The 16379-nt window shown below is 56.8% G+C and carries 11 protein-coding genes and 1 pseudogene; 9 read left to right on the top strand and 3 right to left on the bottom strand.

The window, feature by feature from the left end; genetic code table 11:
* The first annotated feature begins 721 nt into the window (after positions 1-721).
* The 3 genes from I6F16_RS35500 (at position 722) to I6F16_RS35490 (ending at position 4611) form a co-directional block, all read left to right on the top strand.
* Complete coding sequence (locus I6F16_RS35500; RefSeq protein WP_225174513.1) at positions 722-1582, top strand: acyl-CoA thioesterase II; 861 nt, start codon at positions 722-724, stop codon at positions 1580-1582.
* 693 nt (positions 1583-2275) lie between these two features.
* Entirely contained in the window at positions 2276-3451 is a 1176-nt protein-coding gene (locus tag I6F16_RS35495) for a Xaa-Pro peptidase family protein (protein WP_225174512.1), read from the top strand.
* A complete protein-coding gene (locus tag I6F16_RS35490) occupies positions 3448-4611 on the top strand; it encodes a M20 aminoacylase family protein (protein WP_225174511.1) in 1164 nt (387 codons plus the stop codon). The genes I6F16_RS35495 and I6F16_RS35490 overlap by 4 nt, the downstream gene beginning before the upstream one ends.
* A 1241-nt stretch (positions 4612-5852) precedes the next feature.
* Here the strand turns inward: I6F16_RS35490 and I6F16_RS35485 are convergent.
* A complete protein-coding gene (locus tag I6F16_RS35485; protein WP_225174510.1) occupies positions 5853-6593 on the bottom strand; it encodes a class II aldolase/adducin family protein in 741 nt (246 codons plus the stop codon).
* A 668-nt stretch (positions 6594-7261) separates the two neighbouring features.
* Entirely contained in the window at positions 7262-7876 is a 615-nt protein-coding gene (locus I6F16_RS35480; protein WP_346656612.1) for a hypothetical protein, read from the bottom strand.
* Between the two features lie 603 nt (positions 7877-8479).
* Between I6F16_RS35480 and I6F16_RS35475 the strand changes: the two genes are divergently transcribed.
* Positions 8480-9523 (top strand): S9 family peptidase, encoded by a 1044-nt coding sequence (locus I6F16_RS35475; RefSeq protein WP_225174508.1) that lies wholly within the window; start codon positions 8480-8482, stop codon positions 9521-9523.
* On the opposite strand, the gene I6F16_RS35470 is transcribed toward I6F16_RS35475, so the two are convergent.
* Entirely contained in the window at positions 9518-10063 is a 546-nt protein-coding gene (locus I6F16_RS35470; RefSeq protein WP_225174507.1) for a MarR family transcriptional regulator, read from the bottom strand. The two genes, I6F16_RS35475 and I6F16_RS35470, sit on opposite strands and share 6 nt — an antisense overlap.
* 409 nt (positions 10064-10472) lie before the next feature.
* Between I6F16_RS35470 and I6F16_RS35465 the strand changes: the two genes are divergently transcribed.
* From I6F16_RS35465 to I6F16_RS38295, 5 genes and pseudogenes are all read left to right on the top strand, one after another.
* The gene (locus I6F16_RS35465; protein WP_225174506.1) at positions 10473-11987 is read left to right on the top strand and encodes a porin; all 1515 of its coding nucleotides are present in this window, start codon (positions 10473-10475) and stop codon (positions 11985-11987) included.
* Between the two features lie 419 nt (positions 11988-12406).
* On the top strand, positions 12407-13576 hold the full coding sequence (locus I6F16_RS35460) for a Xaa-Pro peptidase family protein (protein WP_225174505.1): 1170 nt from the start codon (positions 12407-12409) through the stop codon (positions 13574-13576).
* Between the two features lie 502 nt (positions 13577-14078).
* Entirely contained in the window at positions 14079-14933 is an 855-nt protein-coding gene (locus tag I6F16_RS35455; protein ID WP_225174504.1) for a CmcJ/NvfI family oxidoreductase, read from the top strand.
* A 72-nt stretch (positions 14934-15005) separates the two neighbouring features.
* Positions 15006-15692, top strand: coding sequence for an SDR family oxidoreductase (locus tag I6F16_RS35450; protein WP_225174503.1), 687 nt, complete (start codon positions 15006-15008; stop codon positions 15690-15692).
* Between the two features lie 374 nt (positions 15693-16066).
* Positions 16067-16237 (top strand): annotated as a pseudogene (locus I6F16_RS38295) (ketosteroid isomerase); the annotation flags it as partial.
* Positions 16238-16379: the final 142 nt, after the last annotated feature.

The raw sequence follows: 16379 nt of genomic DNA, 5'->3' as shown, positions 1-16379 counted from the left end.
GTTTGGACCGTTCCTTGTACCTATTCGGCTGCGAGTTTGTCGCGCTCTTTAGCGGTTCTTGCCGACATGCATGAAAGGCCCGCGGCAACGTCTGCATAGAAGGGCCGCGCAACGAACCTGAGGCGTTCGGAGCACTTCAACCGCGGGCCTCAAGGGAGGCCATTTCGGCTCATCGCGCGCGTGGGCGACAATATGCGATCCACGCTGCAAAGCCAGAGCGCCTTCAGTTTGAATCGTTCAGTTGGCGAGATGGTCGTATTCAGCGTACCGCCTATGTCTTCCGCGGTGAAGCATCCCCTTGAGTCGCAGCGGGTACGACCTGCGCTTCTAGGAAGCAGCTCGAATAGCTGTCGCGTCGTATCTTACATACACCAATCGTCTCCCAGCTGTTTGGTTCACGACAGGTCCGGAACCAATCGCTGACAGTGGACCAGTATCGACGGCACAAGAAGCTCCTCATTCTTTGCTAGATCAGCTGATCTGCGGGGCGGCATGCCGATTGCTTTAGACTTGAACGACGGTCACAGGCGCTGAGCCTATCGAAAGATGGGCGGGTGAGCTGTCGCACGTATGGAGTGCTGCGCGGAGAGGCAGTTCGAACACCGGACCTCAGCCGTGGCTTTTCGCTAGGAGGATGCTTCATCTCTCGAAGCCTCACGACACTGGGGTTCATGATCGCACCGCTCCAGCGGTGACACTGAACAAGCTAAGAGCCTCTTGAATGCAAAAAAGTCGGATCGACCTTGCAGCCATCATCGACCTCGACCCGGTCGGGATCGACCTATTTCGCGGCAACAGTCCGAACGCAAGCGAGCAACGGGTGTTCGGCGGCCTAATGATCGGACAAGCGATGTTTGCAGCGTGTCGCACAGTCAAAGCCCGACTGCCGCATTCACTACATTGCTACTTCATCCACACCGGCGATCCTCAGGTACCCTTGACCTACAAGGTCGAGCGCCTACGCGACGGTAAAAGTTATTCGACCCGGCGCGTCACGGCGATGCAGCGCGGTAGCACAATCGTTTCGGTCATGGTCTCGTTTCATAAGGGTGAGGAAAGCGCGTTCGAACACCAGGATAAAATGCCGGAGGTGCCAGGGCCGGAGCATTTCGCAGCCGAAGAGTTGTCGAAGCACTCACTATATCCGGATCTACCGGAAATTGTTCACCGCTACTATGAACCTGATCGTCCGGTCGAGCTTCGTCCCGTCGAGATCGGCCGGTATGTTGGCCAGAAGACCGAGGACGGAAGAGTTCATATGTGGATGAAGGCCGCGACAAAGCTGCCTGATGATCCTGCGCTGCACATTTGCGCACTGGCCTATGCCTCGGATCTGTCGCTGCTGGATGCCGTGATGGCACGCTATGGGCGTACGCTGTTCGACGGACGCATTTTGTCCGGAAGTCTTGACCACGCAATGTGGTTTCATCGTCCTTTCCGTGCCGATGATTGGCTGCTCTATGCCAAGGAATCGCCAAGCGCGCAGAGCGGACGTGGCCTCGCTCGTGGGCTGATCTTTACGCGCGACGGCACGCTGGTGGCTTCGGTCGCCCAGGAGGGCTCGGTGCGCGAGCGACGCTAGCTTTCGCAGTGCGGGGAAGCCTGGCTTGAGCGAGCGAGCGACAAGTGGCCCGTCCATGCTGCTTGCTAGCGTGCCTTCCCGAGAACAAAGGAGTGGCTCAACGACCATTTGATGCCTGGAAAATCACATCGCCTCCATTGGCAGGCGATTATCGGTACGGTCTTCCCGACGCTCAGGATCTTTCATTTCTGCGATTAAGTCTGCGGTGTTAGGACCTTATTCCATCCATAAACACATTCGCCGTGCCGTTGGCCAATCCATTTCGGCAGGGCAATGCTGGACCATGCGCCTGAGCATTGCACCACCGTACGGAGGCCCGGTACAAACCGCAGTGTTCATCGCGCCAACTCAGGCCGCGCACTGGTTCGGTTGAAGTGCTTCAGAACGCTTTCCGGTTTGAAGACGTCGTAAACAAGACTAACCTTCGCTACCTTGTCGTCATTGGTCCAGGTGATTGGCTGGGACATGATCCTCGCTAGGCCGACTGTCGCCCGGATGCTTAGCTCGTCAGCTCTGAAACTACTAAACCCGGCAGTTGTTACGTCGGTCCCGGGGCGCTTCAGTGTTTGCTGCGGAGGGCTGTGGCCGCCGGGCACGAATCAGACCGGGGTCTATCCTCTCGCAGAGTTTTGAGAGAAGGCGCCCGAGAGAGGAAAAGGCGAAGGCGCAGTATGGCCCAAGATGGAGATTTCTATGCTCACAGCGACAGGTTCGGAAATCCCTTGGGCGGGGCCTCCATTCCCAAAGTCGGAGTACGATTATCGACAGCAGAAGGTGCTTGAAGCGGTAGTGCGCGCCGAACTTGATGCAATTGTGGTTACCGCTATCGGCCACCTCAGATATCTCACCGGCTATCACGGATTTGGTGGGTACTTCGCTCCGTTCCCGTTGATTCTAGCACCGGGATATGCGCCGGTTCTCGTTGTAAGAGAGTACGATGCCGAGGCTGTCCGCGCCGAAGGATGCGTCGATGAGGTCGTTTGTTATAGACACCCTGGCGATGTTGCCAAGACCTGTGCTGAGGTTCTTCGCCAGCATCGGCTGCAGGATCAGAGAGTGGGGTTCGAACTCGGATGTTGGAATCTGGCGCCGGCCGATGTGCGTGCGGTGCAAAGACTGTGTCCAGGCATGAAAGTCGCCGACGGCTCCCATTTGGTTGCGTCAGTCGCGGCAGTCAAAAGCGCGCTTGAGCTCGACGTGATGCGTCAAGCAATGGCGATAACTGACCTCGCAGTGCGCGTGTTTCGGAACTCGGTTCGCGAAGGCGCGAGCGAAACAGAAACGTACGCAGCCATAGTTGGAGAAGCTAGCAAAGCTGGCGGCGAAATATGGCGATCCGTTACTCTCGTGTTCGGTGATCGGACGAAGATGCCGCACGGTGTCCCGACCCCACACGCACTCCGAAACAATGAACCCGCCATGATTGAGATCGGCGGCGTGAAGCACGGCTATGCCGCAGGGCTGGTCCGCAGCGCGGTGCTTGGTCAGCATCGTGAGGCCGAATCGTTGCACGCTATTTCGGTTGAAGCGCTCGAATCAGCCATTGGCGCGATTAAGCCTGGAGTAAGCGCGAAGACCGTGGACGCCGCCGCGCGCAAGGTGATTGAGCACTCTGGACGCCCGCGCGCCTTTCGCCATCGTACCGGGTACCAAAGTGGCATCCACTGGACAGAACGAGGGAACCTCAGCCTGGAGCCTGCCGCAGAGGAGATTTTACAGGCGGGAATGACCTTTCATCTTCCCATTATTCTGTTTGGGGAAAACGGTCATCTGTTTGGCTGCAGCGAGCATGTGGTCGTCACAGACTCTGGCGCGGAAGTGCTCAGCCGTACAGATCACAATCTATTTCATGCTGTGGGCTCCACATGAATGGCATCGAAGCGTTTCAACATTTGCTGGCGGAGGCAACTGCTTGGCGCCACCATCTTCATGAGAATCCCGAGCTGGAATATCGTCTTTACAACACTGCTAGATTTGTAGCCGAGAAGCTCGCCTCTTTCGGCGTTGATCATATCGAAACGGGGATAGCTGAAACTGGTATCGTCGCCTTAATTGACGGCAAACGTGGAAACGGGCCGAAAATCGCATTGCGCGCGGATATGGACGCGCTGCCGATACGAGAACAGTCCGAGAAGCTCTGGTCCTCGAAAGTATCGGGAAAGATGCATGCCTGTGGGCATGATGGTCACATGGCCATGCTATTAGGCGCCGCGAAATACCTTGCGACGACTCGGCGCTTTAAGGGATCGGTCGCCTTGATCTTCCAGCCCGCTGAAGAGAGTGGAGTGGGCGGCCAAAGAATGGTCCAGGCAGGAATCATGGATCGTTTTTCAATATCCAAGGTGTTCGGCCTGCACAATGTGCCGGGAATCGAAGTCGGCAAGTTCGGCATCTGCCCAGGTCCGATCATGGCCGCTCTCGACGAGTTCGACCTCATCGTGAAGGGGAGGGGCGGCCATGCCGCCAAGCCTCATGAGGCCGTCGATCCGGTAGTCATCGCCGCACAGATCATCGTCGGCCTGCAAACCTTAGTTTCTCGGAACACAAACCCGATGGAGGCGCTCGTGATATCCGTCACCAAACTCAACGCGGCTCAGGCCTACAACGTCATTCCGGATCAGGTCGAGCTGGCCGGTAGTATTCGAACTCTTGTGCCTGGCCTGCGCGACTTCGCACAAGGGCATATATTTTCGGCTGCGCGAGGCATAGCGCACGGATTTGGCGCAGATGTCGGATTTGAGTACTGCAGGTCCGCGCCGGTCACGATCAATCATCCGGAAGAAACTAATCTGGCGGTCAAAGCAGCACGCAATCTGGTTGGACCGGCTTGCGTCGATGAGAAGATAAGCCCGCGGATGGGCTCAGAAGATTTCGCCTATATGCTTGAAGCAAGGCCGGGCGCAATTAACTTTCTTGGCAACGGATCGACAGCTGGTTTGCACCACCCGGCATATGACTTCAACGACGACGCCCTGCCTTATGGCATCGGCTATTGGGTGAACGTCGTCGAGACGGTGCTGGCTCCGTGAACCTTCGACCGTCCTGCGCTGTCGCCTGGAGTCTTAAATGAGATCAAGGACCTTGGGCTCTCTCCAGATCTTGAACCCGCTGGGTGTGTGGCGATGCAGCGCTCGACCCGGTCTGCATCGCAGCTGCCTGCCGACTGCTCGAGCAAGCGGGTCCTGAGCCTGCTTGCGCCACACCTTCTTTATCGCGACAGGCGATGGCTGGCGTCCACGGATGGCGTTTCAACCTCGAATAAAAGAGAGGGACTACTAGTCGCCTCGCATTTGACTGGAAGCCGGAAAAGGTGGCCGCTTGTCCTCTAGAAAGTTGCCGCGAGCCGGGACATTATCGCTCGGCGATCAGATACAGTCGGACGCTGATGGGCGGCCCTTGCTATACACCGGCAGAACGGGTGCATTCAGTTTTGCAGAAGTCATCCTCGGAGTCGGTCGACCGCGCGATCATGCCCTTGATGACGCTTCGATCTCTCGTCCGGCAACCTTTTCCGCGAAACACATAGTCGGTCTCCGGCAGAGAACGCGGCGTTGGCGATGCGGACGCCATTGTCGGTCGAATCATTCACAAAGCAGACCGCATCGAGCTCAGAGGCGACAGCCTGCACAAAATGAACGCCAAGCTTGCTATCTGCACCCCGTCCACCCCACGAGGTCCATGCGACCGCATCCCGAGTGCGACGAGCCTGGTAGGTGTCGTGCTCGCGGTCGAACGGTTTGGTCCGATCGCCAAGTCAGCACAGGGTCATTTAGACACGCGGTCACTCAGTTCACTATCGCGTTGCTGTTACTCGAGTGAAAGTCCCACGGACGAAGAAGGCGCGGGCTCCAAGCGGCTGCGCCAATCACGTATAGGTCTTTAACAGTGAGTCGTTGCGCGCCATGCACTACGGGCGACTGAGGAGAAGAACCGGCTTTCAAGGTGGTCACACTAATATCGATAAGCAATCTCAACGGCCCAACGAAGCGCGGCCAGTGCTCGCGGCGATGCGTGTTGGCTTCTCAGCGACACTTACCGGATGCCGACCGAACGTAGTCGATTATGCTGAGTGCTGAACTTCGATGGCGGTATGAAACGGCAGAGCGTTGGATTCGACAGCATCTAGCCCCCCTTTTTGCAAGCGATCTTCAGTTAGCTCGCTGAACAGGAAGATGGGAGAGGGTGTTACCAGCAGACCGATGGATTGGAATGAAACGTGACATAACACATTTCGTCGGGGTCTACGTTTCTCCCGGATGTTCAAAATCTATTATGTCGCGTAATCGGGGCTGCTCCGGTCGAGGCGGCGCTTGAGAGCCGTCCAGGGCCGAAGGTTCCTATTGTAGCCCTCTCGTTGGAACTGCTCCGCCGTATGAGCGGCCACTCTGTCCGACGGCAGGACGATTTTGTGCCCACCTTGCATAGCCGCGATCTGGACCCGGCACGATTGCTCCAAAAGGTACATGTTGAGGAAGGCTTCGGACACGGTACGGCCAAGTGTAAGCAAGCCGTGGTGTCTTAGGATCATGACGTCTTTGTCCCCAAGATCGCGCACGAGACGCTCGCGCTCGTTGAGATCGAGCGCAACGCCTTCATATTCGTGATAAGAAATGCCACCGTAGAAGCACATCGATTTTTGGTTTAACGGCAGCAGTCCTTGTTCTTGAGCCGCAACGGCCATTCCTGCCAAGGTGTGCGTGTGAATTACGCAATGAGCATCCTGACGAGCCATGTGTACAGCGGAATGAATTGTGAAGCCAGCGTTGTTTACTTTAGCCTCGTCCTCTTTCTGAAGCGCATGCCCCTCCGGGTCGACAACGACGAGACTGGAGGCCGTGATTTCGTCAAACATCATGCCGTAGGGGTTGAGCAGGAAACGATGCGCTTCCCCAGGCACGCGCGCTGACAGGTGCGTGGAGATAAGGTCGTCCATGCCAAAGTGAGCGATCAGACGATAAGCCGCAGCCAAATCGCAGCGGATGTCCCATTCATCCGAGGCATCGCTTAACATGGTCTCTCCTCCTCAAAGCTAGCAAAGGAATCTCGAACTATAATAGCGATGGCGAAAAACAGGTTTTCACCGGTGAATGCCGATCTCTCGTGGATATTCCGCTCGTGGCGAACGAATTCGCAGCTTTCGCGCGCTCTCATGGACATCTTTCCGGTCCTCGGCCCCTTTGCTGCGCTTGCTTGAGGCGCAAGATAGTTGCCAAAGCCTGCAGGCGTTTCACGCCTCACAGCCGCCAGCACTGTAGGCCGCAGACCGTGAACTCTTGAGAAGCGAGATACCGGGCATTGTGTCTCGCAGCTGATTGCGTCCCCTAGATGCCGTCATGACCGAGCTCGGCGAATGCCCCGCTCGAGCCGCGCAACTGAATCTTGGCCATAAAAGTTTGTGCAGAGGCCGCTCGGGACGGTATAGGCGCCTTCGTCCGCACATTCTCCCTCAGCGAAACATAACTGCCGGATTACAGTTGTATCCGTGCGTCTGTGCAGTACATCGGCCGACTTTGTTTGTGCTGGCGGCGCTACCGGTGTCTCCGATAAGCGTTCCTTGAGCGCGAATATTGTCCGCGAATTGTTCAAGACTTGGGGAGACGGTTGACGGTGGAGGAACCACGCAGACGGAGGCTTTCACGAGTTAAAGCCCGTGCGAAGCGCCACGTGCTACCGACAATATCAACTCGTCGATGCCATTGTCAGTCGGCAGAGGTCCGTGATGCTGTAAACTGGGAGCTTCGTGATTTGGCGGATCGCCGGAGCGACAATCGGAAACGCCGCGCATTCGAACAAAATTATGGCGATCTCCGGATGGGCTGAGCGGAGACGCGCGATGCACGCGGCAACATCTGCCTCGATCGCGGCGACGTCGAGCGGCGGCGCCGGGCGCTTGAGTTCGTCATGCCAAAACTTGCCCCCTTCGATGCCGCCGATCACGACCCTGGCCCGCTCCGCCCGATCATCGATCCCGAGCAGATCTTCGCTGCAACAGGTCGAATCATAGGTCAGGACGGCGATCTTGGCGCGCTCCGGCAATTGACGAAGCAATGTGGGTAACAACAGCAGGCTTGACATCACGACCGGCACTTTGACCGAAGCCGCCACGGCCGCTTGATGCCGAACAGAAAAGCCGCAGGTCGAACTTATCGCGACGGCCCCTCGTTCGACCAGGCGCTGGGCGGCGGCTATGAAGGCGGGCTCAAGCGCCGCATCGCCGCGTACGACGTTCTCAACCCAAGCTCCCGCGACCGTTTCTGAGATGGTTTGAAAATCGAACGTCGCCGGATTCAGCATTGAGCCGGACGCCGGGGCAGGCGGTATAGCACCGGGGGGGAGCCCGCGCTCGAGATGCAGGATACCAAGGGAGCGGGGCGTTAGGTACGAGGTCATAGAGCAACCATAGCCTAGTTTTAGGGGGAATTATCCGCAATTCCGGCTGGCGGTCGCCGAAATTCTGCTTTCCATAGGCGGATGAGTGGAGTTTTGGTGATTAAGCCTACCAAAGGAAGAGGCGACAATCCGGGCCCGACGGGCGCAGGCCAAAGCGCAAGGCTCATTCTTCGATCCTATCGGCCCAAAGATTTGACAGATCATTTTCGAATGAGCGCACGACGTCTCGCTCTCGGTGAAAGGGATCTATGGGCATGCCTCGACCACGATCGAGTGTTCGTCGAGTCGAGCTGGAACAAAGCACATTTCATGGAAATGAAGCAGAATTCCGGCGGCAAATGGCCGCACATCGGCGATCCTCAGCTCGGAGGAATCGTATCATCGAAAAATGAGCATAGCAGAACCCACCGGCCGGTCAGTCACCGTGGATTGATTGGCCTTATACGAAGCTCCCGTTGGGGTTGTCTAGAGCAATCCTGAGCGGTTTTGAGGACTCGCGCTGAAGGGATGAAACGGATGTTGCGCGCTGCTTGGCCTGAACTGACAGGCAATCTTGCGTCCACGCGGCAAAGTGCTGTCGTGTTCCTTGATGGTGTTGATCAGGAAAGCGACATTGCAAGCCGGAGAAGCTGTGCTGCAAAATGGACAAGCATCGGAGACGCTCATTGCCTCTTCGCCAATCTTAGCGTCCAAAGAGGTACTCATGATGAAGCTGCCCATGCCTGGCTTTGCGCGCTGACCGCATTTGAAGTTGCCAGGCGACTATCCGATGAAGACGACCCGCAAAGGGTGGACGTTGTGGCCAAGCTGGAGGCCAGCGTCGAAGGCTTCGGATCCTTAGATCAAAGGGTGGAGCGTGTCCAAGTCACACTCTATGATCACGGCGAGTTGTCTGCCTACTACGTGCCCGCCGGTACTTCCAGTTCGTGCGTCCCCGCAATTGTTTGCATCAGTCGGGAAGAAGAAACCGCAGGGATCCTGCTTGGTAGACTCTTGCCCCTTGTAACTGGTCGAAACATGGCGGTTCTCGTCGTCTCTTACGATGATGTCGCAAGTCATTGGCTTGGACCTTCAGAAATATTGCTTTCTTGTTGCTTGGATCATTTGTCGACCCTGCCGGAGATTGATGCGTCTCGAATGGCAATCTACGGAGAAGGCCTTTCAGCCGCGCTCGCGACCAATTTTGCTGCGACTGATCGCCGCGTGTCTGCGGCGATTTGCGACGGGGGGCTTTGGAGCTGGACCCGGACTCGGTCATCTATTGAGTGGATCACTAGGACTGCTGAGACTCCGGACGCGGGGCTGTCCACGACCGAACGATCGCGTTTGGCGAGGAAGCTAAGGTGTCCCATTCTCGTCGTTGCTGGCGAGCGCAGTATTTTCAACGCCTCTGAGGCAATCAAATTAGAGGCTGATTGCGCCTGGGCGAGCATTGACCTGGAATTGTTAATGCCACGGACCCCAGAGGGGACATTCGAGAACTTCATAGCATGCGATGAGGCCGTCTTCGAATGGCTCGAGCGCAAGCTCGATCGCGCGCCAGCTTCATAGCAGCCCGAGGCTTAATTTCTGAGATGCCAATCGGCTGTTCTTGGCAATCGCGTTTAGCCGCTTATTGAGATACGCAAGCGACTCCTCATCCAAGCCATTTAGAATCGTCGAATTAACGGCTCGTCTCTTGTCCGACAGCTTAGCAATTTCTGTCCGCACCTTTGGGGTCAACGAGATTTGCAGGAATCGCGCATCATCAGGCGAGGTTGCGCGGATTAGAAATTCCAGCTGTTCAAGTTTCTTCGTCTGAGTCGTGATGAATGCGGGGTGAAACCCCAGCTTATTGGCGACTGCAATGCCGGAAACACCGCAGCCTTCGTCGAGTTCATCGATCGCCATCAGCATCAGCCATTGAGGTTCGCTTATACCGATTAATTCCGCCCAACTCTTATCGATTTCTTCCAGTTGAGCGCGAATCTCGACGATGTTCCAGATCAGGTCCCTTACAGCCCTGTCAAATTGCTGTTGCGTGGCCATCTTCATTCTTTTTTGCCAGTTCTGATTGTCCGCGGCGGCGAGCGTGAGCGGAGTCCGCTGCATCCTATCCAATCTCGCGAAGTCTGAAATAGCCCACTCAGAGCATGCCCGCCATCTAATTTATCAATTGACTAATGAAATTGATTGGTGATATCAATGTTTGCGATCGCAAGGCCTTAAGTCGATCTGCTTCAATGAGAAATCTCCAGCAAGCCCTCGGGATGCCCCCCGAGGGCTTTGTTTTTGGGTTAGTCCCGGGCGTAATGGCGTGCGTGTTGCCAATCAGCAACGGTACGACGCAAAGATGTGATTGGCAAAATTAATTGATTGCTGCAATTGATGATGGAAAGTATCTCTCGTCAGGACAGCGAGGGGGTCCTCGAAGTCGTTCCGTCAAGCGGTCCGCCTGGAGTGGAGCTGTTAGCGGATCTTTGAAGGACGGAAACGCGGTTTCCAACTTGGAGGTTCATCAATGAAACTGACGAAGAGTCTCATGCTCGGTTCTGCGGCCATGCTCGCGAGCGCGAGCGCGCAGGCGGCCGATCTGCCGGTCAAAGCTAAGGCAGTCGAGTACGTGAAGATCTGCTCGCTGTATGGCGCGGGATTCTTCTACATCCCGGGTACCGACACGTGCATCAAGCTCGGTGGTTATCTGCGTGCCGATGCGGTCTTGGGAGGCGGCTCTCACTTCGACTTTCCCAGTAGCGGCGTGCCGGGCGCTCGGAACCGCCTGAGTAACTTCTACTCGACGTTGGCGCGCCAGGGTCTGAGAATCGATACGCGCACTGCGACCGAGTGGGGCGTGGTCCGGACCTACTATGAGGGTGTGTTCACCTGGAGAACCGGCAGCTATTCTGGTGCAGGCACGACTGGTGTGAATGGCGCAACAACCTATACCACGTCACCTGCTGCCCAGATCGCTGGTGGTTCGCTTGGCGTCTACTACGCTTTTATTCAGTTCGCTGGCTTCACGGTCGGTAAGGCTGAGTCTCAGTTCAGGACTCCTTGGGCCCAATACCCCGCGAACAACCTAGAGCTGCCGGGAAGTGGTTGGGATCCGGTTAACCAGTTCACCTATACCGCTGATTTCGGTCAAGGAATTACAGCCTCATTCTCGGCCCAGGATCAGGTCCAAAATTACACAACCAATATCTGGAACGTGAGTGGGGCGACAGCCGCGGGCCTGGCTGCCGGTGTGTACGGTGCGAACGACATTGGAGGCTCGCGAGCTCCAGACCTCGTCGCGATGGTTCGCGTCGATCAGGCCTGGGGTCTTTTCCAGGCCTCGGTCGCTGCGCACGACAATCATGCTGCCTACTACGGTGCTGCTGAACCGACCGGCCATCCAGGCGACAAATGGGGCTGGGCTGGTCAGCTGGCATTGTCGATTAAGAATATCCCGACTGGCGCAGGTGACACGATCAACTTGACCGGCGTCTATGCAAACGGTGCCAGCCGTTACGTCTTCCAGGACTATTTGTCGACCAGTTTCGCGATGTATGGCGGCACGGGCGCGGCGGGCGCTTACCAGAGTCTAGGACTTGCGGGCGTGGCTGACTCCGTGTTCGTCACCGGAGCGGGCCAAGAGTTGACCACGACCTATGGCTTCAACGGTGGCTACACCCACAATTGGGATCCATACTGGAACACCTCTATCTACGGCGCGTGGGCTGCTGTCAGGTACAACAACACGGCCAAGGGGTACATCTGCGGTGCGTTCGTCACAAGCCTTGCATTGTCGACCGGTGCTGCCGGCTGCAACCCCGACTTTAACTATGCGGTGGTTGGTACGAAGACGTCCTGGACTCCGATCAAAAATCTGGCCTTCACCGGCGAACTCGCGTACCTCATGCTCGACCAGAAATACGCGGGAGGAAGCACCGTGACCCTTCCGTTGCAGTCGGGTATCGCAAAGCCGGCTACTGTTTATGAGCTGAAGGATCAGAACAGCCTTGTGCTGCTGCTCCGCGCTCAACGCAATTTCTAAGCGGTTTCTATAGCGAAAGGAGTACCGAACAAGGCTCTATAACCTCCAAGAAGGCCTCCGGCATGCCCGCCGGGGGCCTTTCTCGTGCACGAGCTGAACTCGGTGGCTTTGACTAGATTTCATCTGAGCGAGCTGCACAGAATGAACCTATTCGGTTTTGAGCACTATCATCAGGTCCTACACGCAGAATTTAGGCGGATCCTCCTGTCATTTAGAGGAATTCGCCTTTCCTAGATTCTCTATATTCTCGCGATCAGGTTCTTTGGCGCCTTTGGAAGGATTTACGGCGGGCGTTCCATAACGAGCGGAGTCGAATTGTGCTTTGCAGGTGAAAATGGCGCTGCGGCCGTTCAAGGCTTGCCAAAACGTGTGGGCTCACCTCAGACGACTTTAGAAGCAAGAACGAAGGAGCTAAGACAATGACCGTCGCTAAGGGACCTCAGGTGTTTCCGCGCGCAGAGTACTTGCGAAGGCTTGCCGCGGTAAAAGCAGAAATGGTCAAGCGCGGCGTCGAAACGCTAGTGGTCACCTTTGATCGCAGTATCAATTATCTGACCGGCTACACCGCGCGATCAGCCTACGTCCCGCAGGCTCTTGTGGTTTCCGTCCAGGAAGAGGAGCCATCGCTCATTTTGCGCCTCATGGATGTGCCGGCGGGGATCCATCTGACGTTTCTTGAGCGGAACAAGATAATTGGATATCCCGAATCGCTCGTTGGCAACCCCGAGAAGGATGGGTACGATGCTGTCATCGATTTCCTTCAGGAAGCCACCCTTACCAACCGCGGGGTTGGGCTGGAAATGGGACAGCTGCCAGCGCGGGCGGCGGAAAACTTCAAGAAACGACTTCCGGCTGCGAGGTTCGTTGACTGTACCCACGTTGTCACCTGGATCAGGGTCATCAAGTCCGATCTTGAAATAGCTTTGATGAAAGAAGCTGCCGCGATTGCCGATGCGGGTATGTTGCGTGCGGCCGAAGTCATTCGCCCCGGTGTGCATGAAGCGGACGCAGTCGCCGAGATTCTGTCGACCTTGGCGCGCGGCGCCAACGGAAAGCACGGGACCGGAATCGCGAATATCTTCATGTGCTCCTCACCACGCACGGGGACAAGCCACATCATTTGGAGCGACGACATCTTCCGCCAAGGTTCACAAATCAACCTTGAGCTCGGCGGCGTGCGCCACACTTATACAGCCGCGGTCATGCGCACCTTCTCGATTGGCAGGCCTTCCGACCGTCTGCGGCGCATACATGACGCCGAGGTCGAGGGCCTAGAGGCGGCGCTGGAAAAAGTCCGACCCGGAGCAACCTGCAGCGACGTCGCCGAAGCATTCAACCGCACGATCAGGAAGTCTGGCTTTCAGAAAGAATCCCGCTGTGGCTATGGCATCGGCATCGATTGGAACGAGGCGGTCACCAGCCTTAAAGAAGGAGATATGACCGTTCTCAAACCTAACATGACTTTCCATCTGATGCTCGGCAACTGGATCGATGAGGATTTCGGCTATGTTCTCAGCGAAACATTCCGCGTCACAGAGTCGAGAGCTGACGTGTTGACCCGGGTGCCGCGTCAGATTTTCGAAATTTAACCCGGGCGGGCTCTTCCGGGGAAGAGCCCGCCGCGCTGAAGTTGGCACCGTCCCCCCGGGACGTTGCTAGTATACTCGTTGGATGCGCGCAGCTCAGGGCTGCCCGTCTCGCGGCGGTCGCTCTGCTTCTGCTTCGAGTGTATTTGCGGGATGGGCTGATGCTATCTGATCCTGCCTCCGGTTTATGAGGGCAGTGCTTCAGTGGATTCGGCGTCGCCTTCTGTTAATCACCCCACCGGCATGGTTGCGGTCTGTGCTGGTTTTCGTGCTGAGAAAGCTGATCGTACCAAGTGCGACACGCCGAACGGGTCGCCTCGACTGCCGACCCCCAGCCTGCCGCGGCCTGGCCTCACCAACTCAGGGCGAATAGGGGCAATGTTCCCACGCTCGCTTACTTCCTGAAGAATTTCGGCATCTTCGCCCCAATCTTCGCAGCTATCCCGCTATAATACTCGACTAGATTCTATCTCTGAAGCGGAGAAAAAAAGAGATGGGAGCGGCGATGCCAGTTCCGTCGACGGCGCAAATCAACCGTGATCAGCTAACATCGGTGCAAGGTCAGATCGCCTTTGCTCGCCGCTCGCCGGGCGAGAAGGCCCCAGCAATAGTCGTGCCGGGCTCCGATGCGCCCCTAGTAAGCTATGACGTCACCATACGCGACGCGCGTCCGATTGTGGACGAACTTTCGCTCGACAGCGAAGGCTTTACCCTCATTCAGCACAAGATCTCCTGTGCAAACGAGGGTGATCCGGAGGTCATGCGCGACAGGTATCTTGAAGAGATGGTCCCGTTCATCAAGGACTACTTCAAGGCCTCATGGGTCGTACCCAAGCGGGATGCCGTTATCATTCGCTCTGTTGGCGCAAGCTCTGTTCCGCCTGCGGAGAAGGGGAGCGGTCTGGTCAGGCCGTATGTGGCCAGCTTTGCGCATATTGACTATGCGCCGATCGCCGGCCCGGTGATGGCCGCGCGGGAAGACCAACTCCAGGGCATTCCGATCCGGGCCTATTCTCGATTGATGATTATTCAAGCCTGGCATGCACTTTCCGAGCCGCCGCAGGATTTTCCTTTGGCGTTCTGCGATGGCAACTCGGTTGTCGACACGGACCTGGTCGATACCGTCTACGAGAAATACGACGTTAAGCACAAGACATGGCTGGTCCACTACAGCCCAGTTCACCGCTGGTATTACTTCCCGGACATGACCTCGGCGGAGTTCGCTTTGTTTAAGGGGTATGATTCCGAAGACGATCACAATCCGAGGTCCGCTCATGCGGCGTTCGACAATCGTCGCGCTTACCCAGATGCGAAACCCCGCAGGAGTGTCGAGGCGCGCTTCTTCGTGTACTACGACTGAATCAGAGAGGGTGAGATCATTCGCAAGTTCATAAGACTTGCGCAGTTCGGGCGAACGGGAGACGTTCCTTAGATGAGCACAGTTCTGATTACGGGCGCAAATCGGGGCATCGGCCTTGCGCTTGCGCAGCAGTACGCGACCGAGGGTGCCGAGGTTCTTGGCTGCTGCCGTCATCCAGCAAAAGCTGATGAGCTCAAAGCCCTCGCCGCGTCCTCTAGCGGTCGCGTTCGGATCATTCCACTGGATGTCGCTGACGAATCCTCGATCTCGTCCCTTAAACGTCCCCTGGGGGATCAGCCAATCGACATTCTCATCAACAATGCCGGAATCAGCGGCCTATCGGCCGACCGGATCGAGGCCGAAGGTTACATGACCACGATGCGGGTCAACGCCCTGGCCCCCATGCTGATCGCGCAGACCCTCTACGACAATTTGAGACACAGCACGCAGAAGAAGCTGGTGGCAATCACCAGCATCATGGGCTCGACGAGCAGCGCTGCAGGCGGCAAGTATGCTTATCGAGCGTCGAAGGCGGCGCTCAACAATGGCATGCGTGGCTTGTCGCGTGCCTGGGCTCGAGATGGGATCCTGGTGGCGCTGCTAAATCCAGGTTATGTGCAAACAGAGATGGTCAAGGGACAAGTTGCTTTCATATCGGCTGACGAGTGCGCGAACGGCCTTATCGCTCGGATCTCGGAGCTCACGCCAGCCACCAGCGGCGTTTTTCAGGACTACCGCGGCGTGAAGATTCGCTGGTGAATGTTTCACGTCAGCTTGAAGGATTGATGCCCAAACCGGCCGCTTGGCTCTGAACTTGACGTCCGTGTCGCACTGGCGGCGGGCGCAGTTCTCCTTCTTTTGCACGCACATAACGAAATCCGGGGCACTGCTTCACGTCAGAAGGATCGTTGACGACTGGCTGACTGCCGCCAGCGGCGGTCGGGCGCCGCTAGCTCCCGATCGATCAAGGCGCGCCAGCATTTCGATCATCGAGCTGCTGATAGAGCCCCCCGCGTTGCTACACACAATTCACGTTCCGCGAATACGTGAAATCGAACGACCTTTTAGCTCATCCGCACAGAGGCCAACGCAACCGCTTCTCTTCTCAAGACGGACCTGCAGAAAGTACCCGCGTGACAGAGCATTGCTGTTGGCGCTTATCGCGCGCCTTGCATCGGGCCATCAACAATCAATGTTTTGCGGATATCGAGGGTCTGCTTGATGAAAATGGTGAGTGGGCTCTCTACGGGCCAGTTGACATGTTTCGGTTCCTCGGCAGCCGGCAGGGCAAGCATACTGTGCTGTAAGTTATCCGCAATAGTCGTCCGTGAAGAAGGCGGGAGAGCGCTGATTTAAGCGATCTTTTGGGCAGGGACAGTTTCGGTGAACGCCCGGATAATGGCACGCAAGAGTTCTGCGAGCCACCGCAGGAGCAGGCCGAAGTTG

It is taken from the genome of Bradyrhizobium sp. IC4060, from assembly GCF_020193715.1.
Lineage (GTDB): Bacteria > Pseudomonadota > Alphaproteobacteria > Rhizobiales > Xanthobacteraceae > Bradyrhizobium > Bradyrhizobium yuanmingense.
Note: the sequence above shows the minus strand (reverse complement) of the source record. Positions and strands in the feature narration are given on the sequence as shown.